20 protein-coding genes and 1 pseudogene are annotated in these 21,711 nt (G+C 69.5%); 16 read left to right on the top strand and 5 right to left on the bottom strand.

All coding sequences use genetic code 11. The annotated features are described in order from the left end of the window. Positions 1-49 precede the first annotated feature (49 nt). Positions 50-445 (bottom strand): tautomerase family protein, encoded by a 396-nt coding sequence (locus ACQKQD_RS05465; protein ID WP_020091663.1) that lies wholly within the window; start codon positions 443-445, stop codon positions 50-52. 117 nt (positions 446-562) lie between these two features. Here ACQKQD_RS05465 and ACQKQD_RS05460 point away from each other — a divergent pair. The 7 genes and pseudogenes from ACQKQD_RS05460 to ACQKQD_RS05430 form a co-directional block, all read left to right on the top strand. Further along, positions 563-946: pseudogene (locus ACQKQD_RS05460) on the top strand (LysR family transcriptional regulator); the annotation flags it as partial. A 139-nt stretch (positions 947-1,085) separates the two neighbouring features. After that, positions 1,086-1,283: a tautomerase family protein gene (locus ACQKQD_RS05455; protein WP_427507708.1), complete on the top strand. Its 198-nt coding sequence runs from the start codon at positions 1,086-1,088 to the stop codon at positions 1,281-1,283. A gap of 280 nt (positions 1,284-1,563) precedes the next feature. Then, entirely contained in the window at positions 1,564-2,775 is a 1,212-nt protein-coding gene (locus ACQKQD_RS05450; RefSeq protein ID WP_026604708.1) for an ABC transporter substrate-binding protein, read from the top strand. A 135-nt stretch (positions 2,776-2,910) separates the two neighbouring features. After that, positions 2,911-3,783 carry a branched-chain amino acid ABC transporter permease gene (locus tag ACQKQD_RS05445; protein ID WP_020091659.1) on the top strand — a complete coding sequence of 291 codons (873 nt, stop codon included), beginning with the start codon at positions 2,911-2,913 and terminating at the stop codon, positions 3,781-3,783. 38 nt (positions 3,784-3,821) lie between these two features. Continuing rightward, positions 3,822-5,870, top strand: coding sequence for an ABC transporter permease subunit (locus ACQKQD_RS05440; protein ID WP_427507707.1), 2,049 nt, complete (start codon positions 3,822-3,824; stop codon positions 5,868-5,870). Then, complete coding sequence (locus ACQKQD_RS05435) at positions 5,863-6,585, top strand: ABC transporter ATP-binding protein (protein ID WP_056521510.1); 723 nt, start codon at positions 5,863-5,865, stop codon at positions 6,583-6,585. Before ACQKQD_RS05440 ends, ACQKQD_RS05435 begins: the two co-directional genes overlap by 8 nt. A 339-nt stretch (positions 6,586-6,924) precedes the next feature. After that, positions 6,925-8,265: a hemolysin family protein gene (locus tag ACQKQD_RS05430; RefSeq protein ID WP_427507706.1), complete on the top strand. Its 1,341-nt coding sequence runs from the start codon at positions 6,925-6,927 to the stop codon at positions 8,263-8,265. A gap of 124 nt (positions 8,266-8,389) precedes the next feature. On the opposite strand, the gene ACQKQD_RS05425 is transcribed toward ACQKQD_RS05430, so the two are convergent. Further along, positions 8,390-8,641, bottom strand: coding sequence for a hypothetical protein (locus ACQKQD_RS05425; protein ID WP_056521514.1), 252 nt, complete (start codon positions 8,639-8,641; stop codon positions 8,390-8,392). Between the two features lie 303 nt (positions 8,642-8,944). On the opposite strand from ACQKQD_RS05425, the gene ACQKQD_RS05420 reads away from it, so the two are divergent. From ACQKQD_RS05420 to ACQKQD_RS05410, 3 genes are all read left to right on the top strand, one after another. Continuing rightward, positions 8,945-9,205: a hypothetical protein gene (locus tag ACQKQD_RS05420; RefSeq protein ID WP_056521516.1), complete on the top strand. Its 261-nt coding sequence runs from the start codon at positions 8,945-8,947 to the stop codon at positions 9,203-9,205. A gap of 222 nt (positions 9,206-9,427) precedes the next feature. Continuing rightward, the gene (locus ACQKQD_RS05415; protein ID WP_091924500.1) at positions 9,428-9,691 is read left to right on the top strand and encodes a hypothetical protein; all 264 of its coding nucleotides are present in this window, start codon (positions 9,428-9,430) and stop codon (positions 9,689-9,691) included. Between the two features lie 142 nt (positions 9,692-9,833). Further along, positions 9,834-10,085 (top strand): hypothetical protein, encoded by a 252-nt coding sequence (locus ACQKQD_RS05410; protein WP_427507705.1) that lies wholly within the window; start codon positions 9,834-9,836, stop codon positions 10,083-10,085. 136 nt (positions 10,086-10,221) lie between these two features. Here ACQKQD_RS05410 and ACQKQD_RS05405 read toward each other — a convergent pair whose 3' ends face one another. Then, the gene (locus ACQKQD_RS05405) at positions 10,222-10,506 is read right to left on the bottom strand and encodes a hypothetical protein (protein ID WP_020091654.1); all 285 of its coding nucleotides are present in this window, start codon (positions 10,504-10,506) and stop codon (positions 10,222-10,224) included. A gap of 305 nt (positions 10,507-10,811) precedes the next feature. On the opposite strand from ACQKQD_RS05405, the gene ACQKQD_RS05400 reads away from it, so the two are divergent. From ACQKQD_RS05400 to ACQKQD_RS05380, 5 genes are all read left to right on the top strand, one after another. Beyond that, entirely contained in the window at positions 10,812-11,486 is a 675-nt protein-coding gene (locus ACQKQD_RS05400; RefSeq protein ID WP_427507704.1) for a MarR family winged helix-turn-helix transcriptional regulator, read from the top strand. Positions 11,487-11,500: 14 nt separating this feature from the next. After that, on the top strand, positions 11,501-12,220 hold the full coding sequence (locus ACQKQD_RS05395; RefSeq protein WP_427507703.1) for a hypothetical protein: 720 nt from the start codon (positions 11,501-11,503) through the stop codon (positions 12,218-12,220). Between the two features lie 86 nt (positions 12,221-12,306). Further along, the gene (locus ACQKQD_RS05390) at positions 12,307-14,238 is read left to right on the top strand and encodes a catalase (protein WP_427507702.1); all 1,932 of its coding nucleotides are present in this window, start codon (positions 12,307-12,309) and stop codon (positions 14,236-14,238) included. Positions 14,239-14,411: 173 nt separating this feature from the next. After that, positions 14,412-14,741, top strand: a complete 330-nt coding sequence (locus tag ACQKQD_RS05385) for a CsbD family protein (protein ID WP_091678804.1) — start codon at positions 14,412-14,414, stop codon at positions 14,739-14,741. Positions 14,742-15,176: 435 nt separating this feature from the next. Continuing rightward, the gene (locus ACQKQD_RS05380; RefSeq protein WP_427507701.1) at positions 15,177-15,437 is read left to right on the top strand and encodes a hypothetical protein; all 261 of its coding nucleotides are present in this window, start codon (positions 15,177-15,179) and stop codon (positions 15,435-15,437) included. 64 nt (positions 15,438-15,501) lie between these two features. Here ACQKQD_RS05380 and bcsS read toward each other — a convergent pair whose 3' ends face one another. Together bcsS and ACQKQD_RS05370 are read right to left on the bottom strand one after the other, a co-directional pair. Continuing rightward, positions 15,502-16,317 (bottom strand): cellulose biosynthesis protein BcsS, encoded by an 816-nt coding sequence (gene bcsS / locus ACQKQD_RS05375; RefSeq protein ID WP_427507700.1) that lies wholly within the window; start codon positions 16,315-16,317, stop codon positions 15,502-15,504. Between the two features lie 159 nt (positions 16,318-16,476). Beyond that, entirely contained in the window at positions 16,477-18,888 is a 2,412-nt protein-coding gene (locus tag ACQKQD_RS05370) for a response regulator (RefSeq protein WP_427507699.1), read from the bottom strand. 426 nt (positions 18,889-19,314) lie between these two features. Here ACQKQD_RS05370 and bcsA point away from each other — a divergent pair, with 426 nt between their 5' ends. Beyond that, the gene (gene bcsA, locus ACQKQD_RS05365) at positions 19,315-21,708 is read left to right on the top strand and encodes a UDP-forming cellulose synthase catalytic subunit (RefSeq protein ID WP_427507698.1); all 2,394 of its coding nucleotides are present in this window, start codon (positions 19,315-19,317) and stop codon (positions 21,706-21,708) included. The last annotated feature ends 3 nt before the right edge of the window (positions 21,709-21,711 follow it).

The following is a 21,711-nucleotide window of genomic DNA, read 5'->3' as shown; positions in this document are numbered from 1 at the left end:
CAGCGCGAGGCGGCGGTCCCGCCAGGCAGATCGCATTGCCCCGGACGGATCAGTCCACGTCGTCCTGGACGTAAGACGCCAGGCCGTTGCCGAAGGACCACTCGTCGCGCGCGTTCGGCGACAGGACGATGAGCACGTCTTCCGGACGAAGACCGGGATCGGCGACGAGGTTGTCGGTGATCGCTCTGTAGAGAGCCTTCTTCTTCGCCGTGTCCCGCCAATTGCCCGCGACGATGTTGATGATCACCACGTCGTCGGTGCGTTGAAGCCCGAGATAGTCGGAATCGTAGATCAGCTCGTCCGGCGCGTGCTGATGGATGAGGTGAAAGCGGTCGTCTGCGGGCACGCCGTAGGCGTTGCGCAGGCCGCGATGGATGCCGTCCGAGATGGCTCTGATATGGGCCGGTGACTTGCCCTTGAGGAGCGAGATGCGAACGAGGGGCATGGCTTGCGGTCTCCTGCGACGTCGAGCGGCTGGCCGCCTTGACGCTCCCCGTTTACGCCCCCAGGATCGTCCGGAAAATTTGAAACACCTGAATAAAGACTTTCCGGAAATTGAAGCATGGCGACGCGCACCAACCTCGACATGGACGTGCTCCGCACCTTCGTGACCGGGTTCGAGCTCGGCAGTTTCGCCCGCGCGGCCGAGCGACTGGGGCGGTCGCAATCGGCCGTCAGCACGCAGCTCCGGAAGCTGGAGGAACAGGTCGGTCAGCCGCTCGTGCAGAAGGCGGGACGCGGTCTCGCGCTGACCGCCGCCGGTGAGAGCATGCTCGGCTACGCGAAGCGGCTCTTGGAACTCAACGACGAGGCGGTCGACCGGCTGCGCGGACCCGAGCTCGAGGGCTGGGCGCGGCTGGGCCTCGCGCAGGATTTCGCCGAGGGCTGGCTGCCGGCGGTGCTCAAGCGGTTCTCGCGGGCCTACGCCCCTCGCACCCGAGCAGATCACGGCGATCCAGGCGGGCATCACCCGGTTGATGGCCACTGTCCTGCACAAGGTCGCGCCTCTGGTCGGCGTACTGGTCGAGGCGGTGCCTGCCGCGGGATGGAGCGTCGGTGCCGAGCCGATCGCCCGCGCCGCGCAAGTGGACGCCATCATCAGCGCGGACACGAACACGCCCGATGAGAAATCGCGCTTCATTTCTGAAGTAAACCGGCTCCTGAAGACCGTCCTCGGGGCCGAACTGGCGGAGGTGTCCTACATCGTCATCCACGAGGTGCCGAAGGACAGCTGGGGTTACGACGGCCTGACCCAGGCGGAGCGCGGGCGCCGCCGCGCGTAGCTCGCAGCGTTCCGCAGGTGGGGGCGCCGGATCATGTGTCGGCCGACCGGCGCCGCCGGCCTGTCACGAACGCGCCCGGCGCTTAATCCGACTGCCGGCACCAACGACGTGAAATTGTGGTGCCTGCAGCTTTTACGACATGTGGAACGGACAATCTGTATTAATCGTCTGGGATCGCCCAAAATCTCAGCTTGACGGCTCGACCCGTCTCGGGAGATCTCCCTCCCAGAGTGCCACGGTGAAGGGCACACCGCGCACGCGGAATCTTGGAGAGGAAACGATGGTCTTCGCAGGTCGCGCTGCAGCCGCGGTGCTGTTATTGACGATGGTGTCGGCCCCGGCGCGGGCCGCGGACCCGATCAAGATCGGGCTGAGCGGGCCCTATACGGGCGGCTCGTCTTCGATGGGTGTCTCGATGCGGGACGGCGCCAAGCTCGCCGCCGCCGAGATCAACAAGGCCGGCGGCGTTCTCGGCCGGCCGATCCAGCTGATCGAGCGCGACGACGAGGCCAAGAACGAGGTCGGCGCGCAGGTCGCGCAGGAACTGATCAACAAGGAGAAAGTCGTCGCGAGCGTCGGCTTCATCAATACCGGCGTGGCTCTGGCCGCCCAGCGCTTCTACCAAGAGGCCGAGATCCCGGTCTTCAACAACGTCGCGACCGGGACGATCATCACCAACCAGTTCAAGGAGCCGGACTACGACGCCAACTACGTCTTCCGGAACTCCGCCTACGACGTGCTTCAGGCCGGCCTGATGGTCGACGAGGCCCTCGCCCAGGGCCATAAGAAGATCGCGGTCCTGGCGGACTCGACCAATTACGGGCAGCTCGGGCGCGAGGACATCGAGAAGTATCTCGCGACCAAGAACGTGAAGCCCGTCGCGGTCGAGAAGTTCAACATCAAGGACGTCGACATGACGGCCCAGCTGCTGAAGGCGCAGCAGGCCGGCGCCGAGGTGATCCTGGCCTACGGCATCGGGCCGGAACTGGCCCAGATCGCCAACGGCATGGCCAAGCTCGGCTGGAAGGTCCCGATGATCACGAGCTGGCCGTCCTCGATGCAGAGCTTCATCGACATCGCCGGCACGAACGGCAACGGCGTGATCATGCCCCAGACCTTCATCGAGGATCAGACCCTGCCGAAGCGCAAGGCGTTCCTTGAGAACTACTACAAGACCTACGGTGTCACGAAGATCCCGACCCCCGTGGCCGGCGCCCAGGGCTACGACTCGATCTACCTCCTCGCTGCGGCGATCAAGCAGGCCGGCGGAACCGACGGCGCCAAGATCCGCGCCGCCCTGGAGAACCTGAACGAGAAGGTCGAGGGCGTGGTCACGACCTACGACAAGCCCTTCACGGCGAAGGACCACAACGCCATCTCGCGCAACATGGTGGTGTTCGGGAAGGTGCAGGACGGCAAGATCGTCTACGCCAAGGACGAGGACGCCAAGAACGCCGGCGTGGTTCGTCTGAAGGAGAAGTCCTCGAATTGAGGATCCGGACGCTGCGCCCGCGACGGGCGCGGCGTCTCCCTAAGGGCCGGCGGCGTCACAGCCCGCTGGCGCTCAGCACAGCGGTCCCGCGGCGCCCGCCGCGCGACCGGACGTCCCTCCGGCGACAGCGATCCCATGGAAATCCTGCTCCAGCTCATCGCGTCCGGCGTCGCGGTCGGCATGATCTACGCCGCCATCGCGTTCGGCTATCAGCTGACCTTCGCGACCTCGAAGACCCTCAATTTCGGCCAGGGCGAGGCGCTGGCCCTCGGGGCCCTGTTCGGCCTGACCCTGGTGCCGTTCGTCGGCTACTGGCTGATGATCCCGCTGGTCCTGGTCTTCGGCTTCGCCCTCGGAGCCGTGGTCGAGCGCCTCGGCGTGCGCCCGGCCGTGAAGATCAAGTCCGAGTACGGGTGGATCATGGCCACCATCGCGCTCGGCATCATCTTCAAGAACGTCGCCGAGAACGTCTGGGGACGTGACGACCTGAAATTCCCCTCCCCGCTGCCCGAGACGGCGCTCCAGGTCGGCGGCGTGCGCGTCCTGCCGATGGAACTGCTGATCGTCGCGGGTGCGCTGCTGATGATGCTGGCGGTGGAGATCTTCAATCGCAAGTCGATCTGGGGGAAGGCGGTCGTCGCCACCTCCAACGACATCGACGCCGCCGGGCTGATGGGCATCAACACCCAGAAGGTCATCACCCTCTCCTACTCGATCAGCGCCATGACGGCGGCCTTCGCGGGCGTGCTGGTGGCGCCCGTCACCCTGACCGGTGCGACGATGGGCTCCGTGCTGGCGCTCAAGGCCTTCGCGGTGGCGATCATCGGCGGCCTCGAATCCGGCCTCGGCGTCATCGTCGGTGGCCTGATCCTCGGCGTCGCGGAGACGCTGACCGGCTTCTACATCTCGACCGGCTACAAGGATGTGCCGGGCCTGATCCTGCTCCTCGTCGTCCTCTCCATCCGCCCGGTCGGCCTGTTCGGCAAGGCCGTCATCAAGAAGGTCTGAGCGTGACCTCCCGCGCAATTCTCACGGCAGCCTGAGCCATGGCGCAGACCCTCGCCCCCACCGAAGCGCCCGCCCCGGCGGCCGCCCCCAGCCTGTCGCGCCACGTCGGCATCCTCGGCGCCGTGCTGCTGGTCGTCGGCCTCGCGGTCTTCCCGCACGTGGTCACTAGCTCGTACTACATCCACCTGATGATCGTGATCGCGATCTACGCGATCCTGATCCTCGGGCTCGACATCGTGGTCGGCTATACCGGGCAGGTGAGCCTCGGCCATGCCGGCCTGTTCGGCGTCGGCGCCTACTCGGCGGCGGTGCTGTTCCTGCACTTCAAGCTCGGGATCTGGTGGGGCATCCTGGCCGGGATCGGGGTGACCTCCGCGTTCGGCGTGCTGCTCGCGGTGCCGGCCCTGCGGGTGACCGGCCCCTACCTCGCCATGGTGACGCTGGCCTTCGGCACCATCGTCCAGATCTTCATCAACGAGCTGACGCCGCTGACCAACGGTCCCCTCGGCATCACCCTGCCGCCGGCCCGGGTCCTCGACTTCTCGCTGCTGGGCCTCCAGGCCCCCTGGGGCGCGGCCGGCCGCAAGCTCGAGTTCTACTACCTGGTCTGTCTGGCGCTCCTGGCCACGATCCTGGTCGTCAACCGGGTGGTGCGCTCGCCCTACGGCCGCGCCTTCGAGGCGCTGCGCGACTCGCCGATCGCCTGCGATTGCATGGGCGTCAGCGTCTACCGCTACAAGGTCTACGCCTTCGTGATCTCGGCGGCTTTGGCCGGCCTCGCGGGCGCGCTGTTCGCGTGGTCGGAGCGCTACGTGGCGCCGAACTCTTACGGGTTCGAGCTGACCGTGCTGTTCCTCCTCGCCGTCACGATGGGCGGCCGCAAGTCGCGGGCGGGGCCGATCATCGGCTCGGCGATCATCGTGATGATGCCGAACGTGCTCGCCGATATCGGCCTGGTGCGGATCATGGCGGGGATCATCGCCGCCGCGGCACTGGTCGTGGGCGCTCTCGCCTTCCTGCGTCGCGCAGAGAACCGGTTCGCCCTGCTGGTGCCGGTCGCGCTCTGCCTCGCCTTCTTCCCGGCCACGCTCGCGCTCGAATCGGTCACCGACTTCCGGCTGACCGTGTTCGGCCTGATGATCCTGTTCGTGGTGTATTACCTGCCGGACGGGATCGTGGGCTTCCTCCGCGAGAAGATCCCCGCCCTGCGCCCGGCCCACACGGCCGAGGGCAAGAGCCTCCACGCCGAGGGCGCGGCACTCAGCGTGCAGAGCGGCGACCGGGGCGCCGACCCGCTCCTCACCGTCGATCAGGCACTGATGCAGTTCGGCGGCCTCAAGGCGCTGGCCGGCGTCGATCTCACGGTGCGGCCGGGCACGATCCACGGGCTGATCGGTCCCAACGGATCCGGCAAGAGCACGATGATGAACGTGCTCACCGGCATCTACAAACCGACCGGCGGCAGCGTGACCCTCGCGCGCGGCCAGGGGACGAAGCGCCTCGACGGGCGCACCCCGTCGGAGATCGCCGCTGCCGGCGTGGCCCGCACCTTCCAGAACGTGCAGCTCTTCCGCGAGATGACCGCGCTCGAGAACGTGCTGGTCGGCCTGCACCACAGCTTCCGCGGCACCCTGTTCGACGCGATCCTCGGCACGCCCCGGCGGCGCCGGGAGGAGCGCGAGCAGCGCGCCCGCGCCATGGCGATCCTCGACTTCGTGGGCCTCGGCGCCCTGGCGCAGGTGGAGGCCCGCAACCTGCCCTACGGCAAGCAGCGGCTCCTCGAGATCGGTCGCGCGCTCGCCCTCGACCCGGTCCTGCTGCTCCTCGACGAACCGGCCGCGGGCCTCACCGCCCCCGACATCGCCGAGCTGACGACGATCATCCGCAAGATCCGCGACGCCGGCATCACGGTGATCCTGATCGAGCACCACATGGACGTGGTCATGGGCCTGTGCGACCGCGTCAGCGTCCTCGATTTCGGCCACAAGATCGCCGAGGGCAGCGCCCGCGAGGTCCAGGCCGATCCGAAGGTGGTCGAGGCCTATCTCGGCAGCCCCGTCGCCGACGAGGAGATGACCCATGCTTGAGGTCACGGGTCTGTCGGCCGGCTACGGCCAGGTCGAGGTTCTGCACGGCCTCGACTTCCAGGTTCCGAAGGGCCAGGTCGTGGCGCTGATCGGCTCCAACGGGGCCGGCAAGACCACCACGATGCGCGCCCTGTCGGGCATGATCCGGCCGCGGGCGGGCTCGATTCGCCTCAACGGACAGGAGATCGGCGGCCTCGAAAGCCACGACGTCGCCCGGTTCGGCCTCGCGCACTCGCCGGAGGGCCGGCGCGTCTTCCCGACGCTCTCGGTCGAGGACAACCTGACCCTCGGTGCCTTCCCGCGCCTGACCGGCTCGCGTCCGAAGGGCGACGTCGCGGCCGACCGCGAGCGGGCCTTCGAGATGTTCCCGCGGCTCAAGGAGCGGCGCGCGCAGCTCGCCGGCACGCTCTCGGGCGGCGAGCAGCAGATGCTCGCCATGGGCCGGGCGCTGATGCTGCGGCCCGAGATCCTCCTGCTCGACGAGCCCTCGATGGGCCTCGCTCCCAAGCTGGTGGAGGAGGTCTTCCGGATCATCCGGCTGCTCAAGGCCGAGCAGGTGACGATGCTGCTCGTCGAGCAGTTCGCCATGGCGGCGCTCGGCGTCGCCGACCACGCCTACGTGCTGGAGAACGGCCGGATCCGCTTCCAGGGCCCGGCGCAGCAGATGCGCAACGATCCGGCCGTGCGGGCGGCGTATCTCGGCGGCAGCCACTGACACCCGACCGCGGATCGGTGCCGCGCGCGGCCTGGGATGTCCCCCAGTCCCGGCGCCCGGCATGAACCTGTCTCGCCGGGGCCGGCGGGTCACGCCCGGCGCACCGTCGTCGGCGCGGCTCGCGAGTGCCTGACGGTCGGCGCATCACCCTCGCGGACAAGCGCCCGCGCTCGCGAACGCCCTACAGGATTGTCCGACGCCGGGCGCGGGCGGCCCGGTGTTTGCTGAGGTTCGCCGGGGACAACGCTGAGGCCGGTCGGGCACTGATGCCCGTAGGCCGCGCCGCCGCTCTCCTGTAGAGACCGTCGGGACGCGGCCGGCGCGACGGCCACACGGGAGGTGTCGATTTTGGACGACGGTTGGGCGACTGCCTTAGGGTTGTTTGCCGTCCTTGCCCTGGTTCTGGCGAACGGCTTCTTCGTCGCAGCGGAGTTCGCCCTGGTCGCGGTGCGCAGGAGTCGCGTCGCCGAACTCGTCGCCGAGCGGCGCGTGAACGCGAAGGCGCTGCTCTGGGCCACGGACCACCTCGACGCCCACCTCGCGGCGACGCAGCTCGGCATCACCATCTCGTCCCTGGCGCTCGGCTGGGTCGGCGAGCCGGCGCTGGCCCACCTGATCTTGCCCACACTGACGTGGCTGCCGGACATGCTCTCGACGGCGGCCGCCCACACGGTCGCCGTGGTGATCTCGTTCGTCATCATGACGGCGCTGCACATCGTGCTGGGCGAGTTGGCGCCGAAGAGCCTCGCGCTCCAGCGCAGCGAGCGCACGGCCCTGGCGGTGATCCGTCCGCTCAGCGTGTTCCTGTTCGTGTTCCGCCCGGCCATCCTGTTCCTCAACGGGCTCGGCAACGGCGTCCTGCGCCTGTGCGGATTGCAGCCCGGCCACGGCGAGGGCGGCCACCACTCGACGGCCGAGCTCAACCTCCTGGTCGAGGCGAGCCGCGAGGCAGGCCTCATCCGCGAGGCTCAGCAGGAAGCGGTCGAGCGCATCTTCCGGCTGGGGGACCGCCGGGTCCGCGAGATCATGACGCCGCGCCACGAGGTCGAGTGGGTCGACCTCGACGGATCGCCCGAGGAGATCACGCGGGCGGTCCGCGCCTGCAGCCACGCCCATGTCGTCGTGAGCCGCGGCGGCATCGACGAGGTCGTCGGCGTGCTGCGCAAGCAGGACCTGCTCGATCAGATCCTCGACGGGCGACCCCTCGATATCGCCACCGCCATGCGGCCCCCGAACGTCGTCCACGAGGGCATGACGGTGCTCACGGCACTGGAGAGCTTCCAGCGCAACCCCGTGCAGCTGGCGGTGATCGTCGACGAGTACGGCAGCCTGGAAGGCATCGTCACGCAGACGGATCTCCTCGAGGCGATCGCGGGCGACATACCCGAGGTCGGTGAGGACCCGGCGGTCGTCGAGCGCGAGGACGGCTCGTTGCTCATCGACGGCATGATGCCGGCCGAGGACGCGTTCGAGCGTCTCGCCTTCAACGATCCGCCGGGCACGGACGACTACACGACTTTGGCCGGCTACGTGATCTTCCAGCTCGGCCGCATTCCGGCGGCGGGGGACGCGTTCGTGGCGGAGGGGTGGCGTCTCGAGGTGGTCGACATGGACGGCCGTCGCATCGACAAGGTCCTCGCCACCCGCTTGCCGGCGCGGGCGCCGGTCGGAGGGGCGTGAGCGCGTCGCCGGACCATCAATCGGCGCATATCCAATCGGCGCATATGCCCGTGAGAATCGCGGGCGCGTCGTCTCGCGCGGCGGTAGCCGTCGACCGCGCGAGTTCGGAGCGATATCGCGACCGTCAGTAGCGATCGTAGCGATAGCCACCGTAACGTCGCCCTTCGTAGAAGCGCGCGTCCCTGCGTCCGTAGCCACCGAACTCACGGTGGCGGCGATAGCCGTGCGCGGGCGCCCAGGGTGGCGGGCCGCCGTGACGGAAGCCCCGCTCTCCGCGGGCCCAGGGCGGATCGGCGAAGGCGGCCGAGGTCGATCCGAGGATGCCTCCGGCCAGTGTCAGTGTGCCGAGCAGGATCAGCGTTGGCGTGCGGATCATGGATGCCTTCCTCACAGCGGGGGCGTCCCGCGTCGCCCCAGTTACGGTGCTCCGCGGCAAACAGTTCCCCGCCGTCGCGAAGGCACGAGGCCGGTCAGCTCGGAGCCTCTCCGACTAATCGCGCGGTCTTCAGGATCGCGCTGGTCCGAGAATAAGCACTGGTGGCGATGGAACGGCACAGGTTCCGGTGGAACAGGCGTTCACAGCGTGATCGTGCGCAGTCACGACGTCGATAGCGGCACGAATGGTCGGAACGGTTCCGGATATCCTGCCGTTTAGGGGCTCCAAAACAGGAGACGCTCCATGACACGCTTGCCGATTATCGTCCTCGCCACCCTCGCACTCGGGGGCAGCGCCGTCGCCGCCGAGCAGGGGGCCTCGTCCAAGACTCCGGGCCACGAGATGCAGGATCGCGGGAGCCGGGCCGGGAGCCCGGGCGCGTCCGGTTACGCGCCGGGCCACGAGATGAAGTCCGGCGGGACGGACTCGACCGGTTCGACGTCGCGAAGCGGCGGAAGCACGACGGGCACCACCGGCACCAGCTCGACCGGCACCCGTCGCTGACGCGACCGTCGTCCCGTCCGGCTATTTTGCCCGACGGGACGAACCGGCCGCAAGTCGAGCAATGCTGATCAATAAGGATCCGGGCTCGGTTCCGGCTCGTGAGGCGCGGATCGCCGAAGATGAATTGTCGGTGAACGGCAAGATTGATTAATTTCGTGAGCCGTGGAACGCGATGATTGGCGACTGCATTTCTCGTTTCAGTTCGATGAACGAGGTTGGAGTATGAAGAAGCTTATCACGACCCTGGTCGCCGGCACCGCGCTGCTGGGTGCAGCCTCTGCCGCTCAGGCCCATGAGTGGGGTGGCGGCTACGGCTACGGCTACGGTCCGGGTCACGGCCATTCTCGCGTGATCGTGCGCGAAGGCTACGGCGACGGCTATCGCGGCGTTCGCTTCGGCCACCGTGACTGGGATCGTCCGGATGTTCGCGTAATCGAGCGTCGCGGGTACGGTCATCGTTATCACGACGACGATTGGGACGATTGATCCGCTTCGGATTCATGCGGAGCAGAGAGGCGCCCGGCAGGGCGCCTCTTTTTTTATTTCCGATCACCGGCGCACCGCATGCAACGGTTTGGCGCCCGTCCGGCTTTCTGAGCGGTTCATCGACACGAGGAACAGCATCGCTATGCCGGTACGACTGATCACGACTGCTCTGCTTCTGTCCGCAGGGGTCACGGCCGCGCTCGCCGCGCCCATGTCGGCCGACGACAAGGCGGCGCTCCAGCAGCAATGCATGGGCGATTTCACGACCTTCTGCGGTGGCATGCCGCCCGACGATGGGCCCGAGACCCAGGCCTGTTTCGAGAAGAATATGGCCAAGCTGTCGCCGGGCTGCCAGGGCGCCATCCAGAGCTACAAGCAGGGCAAGAAGGGCTGATCCAACCCGGCTGTCGTCTCCCGAGATCGGACGCGATCAGCCTCGCCGTCGGTCCCGCGCGGGTCTGACCGCACAGGCAATACAGCGGATCGAAGACCGTACGCGCGGGGGCGGCCCGAGCCGCCCCCGCCGGTGTTCAGTAGCTGTAGGACCGGCGCGGGTAGGCCTGGGGCGCGCCGTACCCGGTGTCGCGCGGCTGGACCCGCGACCCGTACTCGATCTCCTTGCGCCGCGCCTGCCGGTTGGCGAGGTAGCGGCCGCCCAGGCAGCCGGCGACGGCGCCGACGACGCCGCGCTCGGCGAGGTAATGGCCCGCCAGACCGCCGATGATCGCGCCCTTGATACAGCCCTTCGCCTCAGCCGCACCGACGCTCATGAGTGTCACGAGAGCGATGGCGGATGCTTGTCCCACGATGCGCATGCTGATGCTCCTCTTCGATCCGGAAGAGAATGCACCTGCGTCACGACCGTTCCGGACGTCGGAAAAGGGGTCGGCGCCCCCTTGTTCGTCGCCGCGGAGGTCCGACTGTTTCGCGCGCGTCGCTTCGTCCTGATGTCGGCGCCGATCCTGTGGCTCCGCGACCGACGATCGTGCCGGACGGAGCCGTACGCCGTCGGAGGTCGTCCTCCGCAAGCAATGGCCCGTTCCAGAGCTGCGGTGCGCGTGCGGAGCGGCGGTTGCCACTCCGCTTGACTCCAATACTTAGGACTCCTAATTATCGATCCATGGACCACGCGGCCGACCCAGATCCCGTCCTGATCCGCCTGCGCGAGGGCTTCGAGCGCGTCGCCCTCGTGCTGCGGGCCGATCTGTGGGCGGCCGCGGGCGATGCGGGCCTGAATCCGACACAGGCGCAGGTGCTGGCGCTGCTCGCGGGACGCCCGGCCGGCCTGAGGGCGAAGGAGATCGCCGCGCAGCTGGCCGTCTCGGCACCGAGCATGGCCGACACGCTCGCCGCGCTCGCCCGTAAGGCCCTGCTGACGCGCGCGCCCGATCCCACGGATGCCCGCGCGGTGATCGTGCGCCTGACTGACGAAGGCCGCGCGCTCGGGCGCGCCCTCGCCGCGGCCACGTCACAGGTGATGTCGGCTCTGGCGCGGCTGACGCCGCCTGAGCAGGCGGATCTCCTCCTGACCCAGATCAAGCTCATCCGGACCCTGCAGCAGGCGGGCGCCATCCCCGTGCAGCGGATGTGCGTCAGCTGCCGCCATTTCAGGCCGAACGCCCATCCGGCCGAGGCCCAGCCCCACCATTGCGCCTTCGTGAACGCCGCGATCGGGACCCGGGATCTCCGGCTCGATTGCGGCGAGCATGAAGCGGCCGATCCCGACGTCCAGGCTGCCACCTGGACGTCCTTCGCGAATGGATCGCCGCCCCTCCGAGCACCACGAGAGACCTGAAAGGACACATTGTCATGACGAGGATCAAGGCACGGGGCGTCGGCCTCGTGGCGGCGGCTCTGTGCGCGCTCTCCACCGGCGCCTCGGCCGAGCCCATCCGGGCGCAGCCGAGTCCCGCTGTCCTGGCGTCGTTCGACATCGTAGAGACGACGATCGCGACCAAGGGCGACACCGCCGTCTTCACCACCCGGGTCCGGGGCGAGGCGGGCAAGGACAAGCCGGATGCCACCGGCAAGTTCGAGGGCTCGAGCGTCTACGCCTACGTCTGGCCGACGACCCTCGACAGCGACGCGATCGGCTTCGACAAGGCTCAGGGTATCGTGGCGCTCGCCGTCACCTTCCACCCCGATTTCGACGACGCGGCCTACGGTGCCAGGAACCGCCATGTCTGGCACCCGCACTGGGTGGTGCTCGCCAAGGACGCGGCCTGCGGCGGCGGCCTGAAGGTCGTCGATATCCCGGACGGCGCGAAGCCGAAGGTTCCGCCGACCTGGCCGAAGGTCCCGCTCCTGATCGACAGCCCGGACTACCCGACCACCTTCCGGGGCGACACGGTTCAGGTCGAGATCCCGGTCTCGCTCATCACCGGCATCAAGGGTGCCTCGTTCGACGGGGTGACGTCCGGCCTCAAGGTCAACGGCAACCTGCACGCGCCGCTGCTCTGCGTCAGCGACGTCTTCAAGGTCGCCTCGGGCAACCTGTCGCTGCCGGGCAAGGTGAGCCCTCAGAAGTAGGACGCGCGACAGGAAGCGGTTCGGCGACTGCCATCGCCGAACCGCCAGAAGATCCCCCTCCGAGCATCAGAGAAGGACGAGTCACCATGGCATATGCCCGCCTCGACGATCCACCCCCGGCCGCGGCCGGGCTCTCGCCGCGCGCAGACGTGATCGATCGCCGACCCGTGAGGGCGCCGACCGCGCCGAGGATCGCGGCGCTGGCACGCCTCGGCGGGATCCTTCTCGCGCTCCTCGCGCCGCCGACAGGGGCGATCGCCGCCGATGCCCAGGACCTGGTGGAGGCTCTGCGCACAGTCGCCGGCAGTCGGCCCGGCGTGCGCCCGACCTTCGCCAAAGGGCAGTGCGTCCGCGGCACCTACACCCCTGCGGCCGAAGTGGGACAGGTGACGCGGTCGATCAGTTTCACGCGGCCGTGGCCTCTCGTCGGGCGGTTCTCGGTCGGCGGCGGCAACCCGTCGGTGCCGGACGCGACCAGGACCGTTCTGCGCGGCTTCTCGATCAAGCTCCTGTCGGACGGTGGCGAGACCCATCTGCTGTTCGAGAACACGCCGGTCCACTTCGCGCGGACCGTCGACCAGATGCTCGCGTTCCTGCAGGTCCGCGTTCCCGGCCCCGACGGCAAGCCGAATCCGGAGGCCATCGCGGCCTTCGCGAAGGCCAATCCGGAGACGACGCGCCAGGCGGCCTTCGTCGCCGGCAAGCCTGTCCCGGGCAGCTATGCCGGCCTCGTCTATTGGGGCGTGCACACGTTCACGGGGCTCAACGCGGACGGCCGTGCCGTGCCCTTCAAGTTCAAGATCGTGCCCCGAGCAGGCGAGATCACCCTCAGCGACGCGGAGGCGACGGGCACCCGGGCGATCCGGCGCGCGGCCTCGCCGGCGCGCGATCGGACGAGGAGCAGATCAATGTGCTGCCCCTCGGCCAGCCCGGTGCGGGCATGCTCGCTGAAGGCGGCCAGGATGGCGGTCACGCGCGCCGGCCCGGCTCCGTTCGCCGCCAGCGCGTCGGCCAGAGTCTCGCCGCGCTTGAGCACGACGTCGCGCGTCTCAGTCAGGCTCAGGCCGGAGGCGGGCTGGGTCTCGGCGAGGTCGGTGATGTTCTCCGGGACGACCCGCACCTCGATCGCATGGAACGGGTCGCGGCCCGTATCGGCGCCGGCGGCGGTCGCGGCGGCGTCGGCCGGCGCGGCGACCAGGATCTGCGAGAGCAGCCGCTGCGGCGCGAGCGGCACGGCGATCCGCGGCCCCGTCTCGCGCGCCTCATCCGACTGCCTCTCCACGAGGGCCGTGACGTCCTCGTCGCTCAGGCCGGGCGCGTCGTCGGGAACCGGCGTGCCCGCGAGCGCGGAGCGCGTGATCGTGACCGTGGTCCCGGACGGATCGTCCACCGGCTCGTCTGCGACAGGGGCGACCTCTCCGTCCGCGGCGAGCTGGCGCGTCGGATCGAAGGGTGGGATCTGCCCCTCGACCGCGTCGCCGGAGGACAGGCTCGTGACCAGTCGCACGAAGGGCTGGGTCCGGATGATCTCGCGCGCGCCGACCTGGTGGGTCACCGGCGCGGAGAACTCCTCCCGGTCCGAGGCGACGAGTTGGCGCCGCACGAGGCGGTCGCCGCGCTGTCCGACCACCCCTTGCCCCTCCGCGACCTGGGCAGGCCCCTGGCGGAATGTCGGCTTGGCCGGCGCGAGATCGCTGTCGACGGACATGCGGAGCGCCGCCCCCATGAGGGCCGCGCCGCAGGTGGCGATCAGGCAGCTGGCGCAGAGCCAGCGCAGGTTCAGCCGTCGCCGGTCGAGCGGCGTCGTCACTCCGTGGGTCGGGGCCGCGACCGGGCTGAGCGACAGGGACCTGCGCAGAATGGGCAGCTCGCCGCGCGGTGCTCGTCCGCCCTCGTCCATCCGGTCCCCTCACGCTCAAGCTCGCCGCTTCGGCGGTGAGTGCGGCCTGAATGAGGCTGCGACTTGCGCCTGGCGCGACGCTCGTCCGCTCAAGAAGCGCACGTGTCGGGCGCGGTAGCGGCGGGCAGGACGGGGCATTCGTCGACCGCCCACGATCGTTTCGACCGGACTCCGCCACGGAGCCGGGGAACGCCCGGCGCAGATCGCTGTTGCCCCAGTCGCCACAGAGGGTTGGGAGTCCGACCGCCGCGACTTCGGCACCTTCCCGCGACACATTCGGAGAATATGGTCATGGTCGACACAGACAGGATCACGGGCGCCGCGCGCACGCTCGGCGGGAAGGTGCAGGGCGCGGTCGGCGACGCCGTCGGCTCGGACCGTCACGCGCTCGAGGGGCGTCTCCGGGAGGCGCAGGGGACCGCTGAGAATCTCTACGGCCAAGCCAAGGACGCCGTGCGGCACGCGGCCGACGAGGTCTCGGACCACGCCGCCGAGGCCTACGACCGGAGCCGCCACGTCGCCTGGGAAGGTCATCAGAAATCCGTCGAGTGGCCGCACGCCTCCCTGATCGTGGCAGGTCTCGTCGGCTTCGGTCTCGGTTTCCTCGTCAGCCGACTCTGACACGGATCGCCACGTGCCGCCGTCGGCCTCACGTCGACGGGATCGCGGGGCCGCTAGCGCCGTGCGCGATTAGATCGGCACGGAGGCCAGGGCCGAGCCCATGCCGCGAAAGGCGCGGGCCCCCTTCTCCCGCGCGGGAGGGGGGATGCGCCGGTTCTCGACCGGGCACCGCCGTCCTAATCGAACCATCGCATATCGGTCGGAAGCGACCCGAGCGGGTGCAGGCACATACGCACGCAGCCGCCACGCCCGTCGGAAGCCCATCGGCGCTGCCTGGCCGATCCTTGCGGCACAGAGGGTGTCGGCGACCTGCGAGGGTCCACGCCCGAGTCCGGGAATGAGCCTTCAGTATCCACGCCGTTGATAACTTGTGTTCCATTATGGAACAGAGTCCTTGGCTTTATTCTCGCTCTAGACACCGCTGAGAGGTGTCTAATGCATCAGTTCATCGGCCTATTTGCCATCTTCGTCACGCTGGCCGGCGTGCTCCACACCTGGGGTGCGCCGCGCTGGGCGATCGCCGGCCTCTGCCTGATCGGTCTCCTAGGCGTGTCGGCCACGCTCGTCGGCACCCAGCCCAAGGTGGCCCCGTCGCCGGTGTCCCAGGTGCAATCGCTCAACGACGCGATGCAGCCCGTCTTCGAAGGCGTCTGGGACCCGCTGCGGCCCGGCCGGCTGCTGACGACGTCCCGATAGCGCCTCCGGTCCGCGCGGCTTCTGAAGCGAGCCGCGCGTCCCGTCAGGCAGCCTGCGCCAAAATCTAGAAGGTCGAGCGCGCCTCGATGCTGGAATAGTACCCGGAGCCCTGTACCCGATCCCGGACGTAGCCGGCGGCCACCGACATCTGGACGGGTCCGAAGCGGACGCCGGTCAGGTGGGCGCCGATCCGGTACTGGCGGAAGAAGTCGTCGCCGAGGAACAGCGCCTCGGGTCCGATATAGACGCCGTCGGCGAGCATGTAGCCGACGCGCAGGCGCGAGTAGTAGGCGTTGAACTTCGTCGAGTACGAGCCGTAGGCCGAGACCATGGTCCGGTCGGTCGGCGTCGCGTAGAAATTGCCCGCGACCTTCAGCCCGACGCCCGTACCGACGACCGGGTTGCCCGGATCGGGAATCGACAGCTGGTTGCTGCGGACGTTGAAGCCGATGAACCCTGCGAGGGCCGCGTCCTTCCAGATCCACTCGTAACCCGCCTGCAGGGCGCCTTCCTGCTGGTAGCCGGTGACCCGCGTCGCGACGGACCGGCCTGGATACGAGTAGGTGCCACCGATGGCGTCCACGCGGACCCGCAGGCCGTCGCGGGTGGGTGAGCCGTTCGGCGCGGCGGTCACCGTCACGGAGCCGAAGGCCGAGCTGTTCGACGTGACGCTGGTGGATCCGTCGACCGCGACGGCCCAGCTGTCGTCGACCGCCTGCTGCGAGGCGCCCGTGTACCAGTCGGCGCCGGCGCTGCGCGCCGGGAGGTCGGCGGCGGCGGCCTGCGTGGCGGAGGCCGCCGCGCAGGCGCACGAGAGGGCCAGAACGGTCGTGTACAGAGTGAGAGGACGTCGGGCAGCTGGTTCCGCAGTCCCGCCCATATTCAAAGGCTCCGTTAAGGTACGATTTACGCTTTAACCAACACTCGTCGACAATAGTTAACATCCACTTTTGGAAGGACTGAGTTTCGAGCAAGGCGTCCGCGCCGAGAGCGAGCGCGAGAACCGCGCGGTCGCTCAATCGGGCGGGACGCGCGGCGATCAGGCCGCGCGCGCGCGGACCGCGGCGTCGAGGACGACCTGCAGGTCCTCGTTGCGGAAAGGCTTGTCGATCCGCAGGAAGGCGTCGGCGGAGCGCGGCAGCTGGCCGTGTGGGCTGGCGAGGATGACCCGGATCTGCGGGTAGCGCTCGACCACGGTGGCGGCGAGCTGGAGGCCCGCCATCACCGGCATCGATTGATCGACGATCATCGCGTCGAAGGCGGCGTCGCGGGCGAGGATCTCGAGGGCGTGCGCCCCGGAGGCGGCCTGGACCACCGCGTGGCCGAGATCGGCGAGCACCTCTGCGACGCTGGCCCGCACGAGGCCGTCGCTCTCCACGAGCAGGATCTTCAGCCCCGACGCGCGGATTAGAGGGAGCGTGGCGACGGCCGGGGGCGCGGCGGGCAACCAGAACTCGGCCAGGAACGGCTCGGCGCCGGTGCCGTCGCGGATCAGGCGCCAGTGGCCGCCGCTCTCGGTCACGAGCGCCGCGGCCGCCGCGAGGGTCGGGCCTGCTGCCGTCGGCAGCGGCGCGGCCTCGGGTCGGCGACCGCTGCTGACGAGCACGCGCACGTAGGCCGCAACTTCCGCCGCGGCGCCCATGTCCTCGGGGGTGCCCTCGACGGCCGCGATGGCGAAGCCGGCGAGGCCGGCGTCGCGGATATGGAAGGCCAGGTTGAGGAGCAGCAGCTCCAGCACGCGCTCGCTGCACAGGACGGGCGGCAGACCGGCGGGGATGCGGTTGAGGACCGGCATCTCGCCGAGGGCGTTCGCGGCCAGGAACGGCAGGTAGCCCTCGAAGGTCGTGGCGAGGTCGGTCTCGGCGAGGGTGATGCCGGTCTCGTCGCCGCGCACGAGGTGCAGCATCCGGCGGGTGAGCGCCGCGCCCCGGCGCGCGCCGGCCGTCGCCCGCCCCACCAGCCGTTCCTGGTCGTCCCCGAGGGTGTGGCGCCGCGCCAGCAGCGTGAGATTCGTCAGGACGACGGTCAGGACGTCGTTGAACTCGTGGACGATGCCGTCGGTCACCCGCCGCAGGACGAGGTTGCGACGCGGCTCGACGGGCTGCGGCAGGGTCGCCCCCTCGCCGCCCGGCAGCTTCCGCATCAGGGCGAAGAGCCGCCGATCGCCCTTGGCGTCGGCGAGGCACAGCAGCCTCACTTGGACCTGCTGCTCCGGCCAGTCGCGGAGGTGCAGGGTCACGTCGTGCGGGCCGTCGGCCGCGAGGGCGGCGTCGCGCGCCCGGTCGAGCACGGGCCGGTCCTCGGCGACGAAGCAGGCGGCGAACGGGGCGGCGACGGGGGCTCCGTCGTCGCCGGCCGCGCTCCGCGAATCCAGCAGGGTCCGGCCGGTGTCCGGATCGATCTCGCAGCAGGCCCAGCCGGAGACCGCCTCGAAGGTTGTCAGCCGCGCCTTGAGGCGCGCGACCTCGGACCCGGCGCCGGCCATCTGCAGCCCGGCACTGCGGCGATGCCCCGCGAAGACGTCCGAGAGCGCCGCGAACTCGCCGATCCACGTGCGGGGCGCTTCGGTCTCGCCCTCGCCCCTCAGGAGGCGGCGCAGCGGTCGCGTCAGCCGCTCTCCCGCGACGAAGCCGAGCGCGGCCGCGCAGAGGATCAGGGCGAGCCCGACGCCGAGCATCCGCCAGTCCGGTGACGCGGCGAGCGCCGCGCCGGAGGGCACGGACTGCGCCGTCACCAGCCATCCCGGCGAACCGATCTCGGCCGCGACACGCATCGGCGTCGTGGCCGAGACGGCCGTCGTCCGGAATGGGCTCGTGGCCCCCGACAGGACCCGGCTGTCCGGGGTGGCGACGAGGAAGCCGAGGGTCTCGGGCAGCGCCGCGGCGCGCCGCACCTCCTCCTCGACCTTGGTGAGATAGCTCGGGTCGGCGTCGAGGCGCAGCAGGCCGTCCTGACCGCGCTCGCCCAGCGCGACGGCGGTCCCGAACGGCGAGTCGGCCTCCGCCCCGTCACTGACCACGATGACCCCGGCCGCGCGGCCGCGCAGGAACCACGTCTGCCGCGCGACGCTGCTGCCGACGCGGCGCTCGTCCCGGGCCGCCAGCACGGTACCGTCGGGCGCGACGAGGACGGCGTCCCGGTAGACCGGGTTGAGGTCGAGCCACCCGCGCAGGCGCGCGGCGCGCTGGTCGGCGGAGAGCAGGCCCTCGTCGTCGCGGAGCATCAGGCCCGCGTTGCGCGCATCGACCACGGTCTGCCGCAGCCGCGCCGCGAGGGCGGCGACGTAGGCGCGCGAGGCCGAACCGACCATCTCCTGCGGGGACGCCGCGGGTCCGGGCCGCGCGGCCGGGACGACGATCAGGACGGCGGCCGCGAACCCCGCCGCCGCGGCGATCGCGACCTGCAGCGCGTTGAGCAATCCGAGGGAGATCTGCAGCGGCTTCGCGGTCATCCGTACGCCCGGGGGTCGGTCCCGAGCGAGGCGCGATTTTCGTTAAGGGTCGATTAAGGCCCGCGGCGCACCCCGGCCGTACCACCCGACGCGGGCGCGGTCCGCCGGGCGGGTCGTTCCGACTATCCGTGACGCTCTGCGTCGCCTGCGCCGCACCGAAGCCGGTTATAGCGAAGCTTTAGAACGGAATATTAATGTAATCGGCGCAACGGCGCGTCCCGATCCCGCTCTCGTAGCCCGATCGACTTCGCCGTGCCGGGCATCATCTAGGTTGCCCCCATTCCTAAGTTAACTGTAATTTCCGGCGAAGTTGAGTGGGCTGGATATTACGAATGGGTTTGTTCATTGACCATCGTCGCTGTACAAACCCGGCGGTAGAGCCGTTGCACCTCGATCCGAGGGATTTTTGGCCCGGGAGGCTGTAGCGTGAGGCAGGCGTTGCGTTGGCTGGCCTGGGTTGGGGCGACAGTCGCCAGCCTCGCCCTGCTCAGCCAGCCGGTCGGGACGCAGGCTCAGCTCGCCATGAGCCTCGCCGCCATGGCGGTGATGATCGTGCTGTGGGCCGTGCTCGACGGGCCGCGCACGCGGTTCGTCTTCATGGCGCTCGGCAGCCTCGTGGTGCTGCGCTACATCCTGTGGCGGCTCACCAACACGCTGCCCTCGCCGGGCGACCCGGTCAGCTTCGGCTTCGGCCTGATCCTGCTGGTGGCCGAGCTCTACTGCGTCTTCATCCTGTTCGTCAGCCTGATCATCAACGCGGACCCGCTGCGGCGCGAGCCGCCGCCGGCTGCCCCGGCCGCCGACCTGCCCACGGTCGACGTGTTCGTCCCGAGCTACAACGAGGATGCCGCGATCCTTGCCATGACCCTGGCGGCGGCGCGACAGCTGAACTACCCGCCCGAGAAGCTCACGGTGTGGCTGCTCGACGACGGCGGCACCGACCAGAAGTGCAGCGATGCCGACCCGGCCAAGGCCGCGGCGGCGCGCGCCCGTCGGGGCGAGCTGCAGGCGCTCTGCGACGAGCTCGGCGCCCGCTACCTCACCCGCGCCCGGAACGAGCACGCGAAGGCGGGCAACCTCAACAACGGTCTCGCCCATGCCCGGGGGGACCTCGTGGCGGTGCTGGACGCCGACCACGTCCCGTTCCGCTCGTTCCTGACCGAGACCGTCGGCTATTTCGCGCAGGATCCGCGCCTGTTCCTCGTGCAGACGCCGCACGCGTTCCTCAACCCCGACCCGGTCGAGCGCAATCTGCGGACCTTCGAGCGCATGCCCTCGGAGAACGAGATGTTCTACGCGGTCACGCAGCGCGGCCTCGACAAGTGGAACGGCTCGTTCTTCTGCGGCTCGGCGGCCCTTCTGCGCCGCACCGCCCTCGACGAGGCCGGCGGCTTCTCGGGCATCACCATCACGGAGGATTGCGAGACCGCCTTCGAGCTGCACTCGCGCAACTGGAACAGCGCCTACGTCGACAAGCCGCTGATCGCCGGCCTGCAGCCCGACACACTGGCGGACTTCATCGGCCAGCGCTCCCGCTGGTGCCAGGGGATGTTCCAGATCCTGCTGCTGAAGAACCCGGCCTTCCAGAAGGGGCTCAAGCCCATTCAGAAGATCGCCTACCTCTCCAGCATGACCTTCTGGTTCTTCCCGATCCCCCGGCTGATCTTCATGTTCGCGCCGCTGCTGCACATCTTCTTCGACCTGAAGATCTTCGTGGCCAGCGTGGACGAGTCGATCGCCTACACGCTGACCTACATCATCATCAACTTGATGATCCAGAACTACATCTACGGCAAGTTCCGATGGCCGTTCGTGTCGGAACTCTACGAGTACATCCAGGGCGTCTACCTGGCCAAGGCAATCGTCTCTGTCATCGCGTCGCCCCGCAAGCCGACCTTCAACGTCACCAACAAGGGGGCGACCCTCGACCACGACCACATCTCTTCGCTCGCCCTTCCGTTCTTCCTGATCTACCTGCTCCTGATGCTCGGCTGCGCCGTCGCGGCGTGGCGCTACCTGTACGAGCCCGGCGTGACCAACCTCATGCTGGTGGTCGGGCTGTGGAACTTCTTCAACCTGCTCACCGCGGGCGCGTCCCTCGGGGTCTGCGCCGAGCGGCGCCAGCTCGAGCGCACGCCCTCCCTGGCGATCGATCGCCGCGGCGTCCTCACGGTCGCCGGGCACAGCGTCGACGTCTCGATCGAGCGCGTCTCCGCCGAAGCCTGCACCCTGCGCCTCCTCGGCGGCGCCCTCGATCCGGGGCTCACGCGCCCGCCGCTGCGGGGGACGCTCAGCGTCGAGCCGACGGCCGGCGCGCGCCGGACCGCGCCGCTTCCGGTCCACCTGGACCAGGCGACGCGCGACGGACAGGAGCTCGTCATGCGGGTGAACTTCGGCACGCTGGCCATCCGCGACTACCCCGCGCTCGCGGGACTCATGTACGGGGACGCCGAGGCGATGCGGCGCTTCCAGCTGCGGCGGCGGCGGCACAAGGACATTCCGACCGGCACGCTGCAATTCGCGTGGTGGGGCTTGGTCGAGCCGTTCCGCGCGCTCCGCTATCTTCTCGCGAGCCGACGCCCCAGGCCCGTCGAGATCGAGGAGGCGCCGGTCTACGACGCACCGCACGACGCCGCCGCGGCACCGGCGCCGGTGCCGTCCGTCCCGGCACCGGCGGCCCCCGTTGCGGCGCCGTCGCTGCCCGCGACCGCCAAACCCACCGACATCGAGAGCGGGGACGACTGGGTCCGCCTGATGATGGATTACGAGAACGAGCGCACCCTGGCCGAGCTTCGCGGCCGGCGCACGAGCGCGGCGTGACGG

It is taken from the genome of Methylobacterium sp. NPDC080182 (assembly GCF_050281105.1).
Lineage (GTDB): Bacteria > Pseudomonadota > Alphaproteobacteria > Rhizobiales > Beijerinckiaceae > Methylobacterium.
This window is presented reverse-complemented; position numbering and strand designations above follow the sequence as displayed.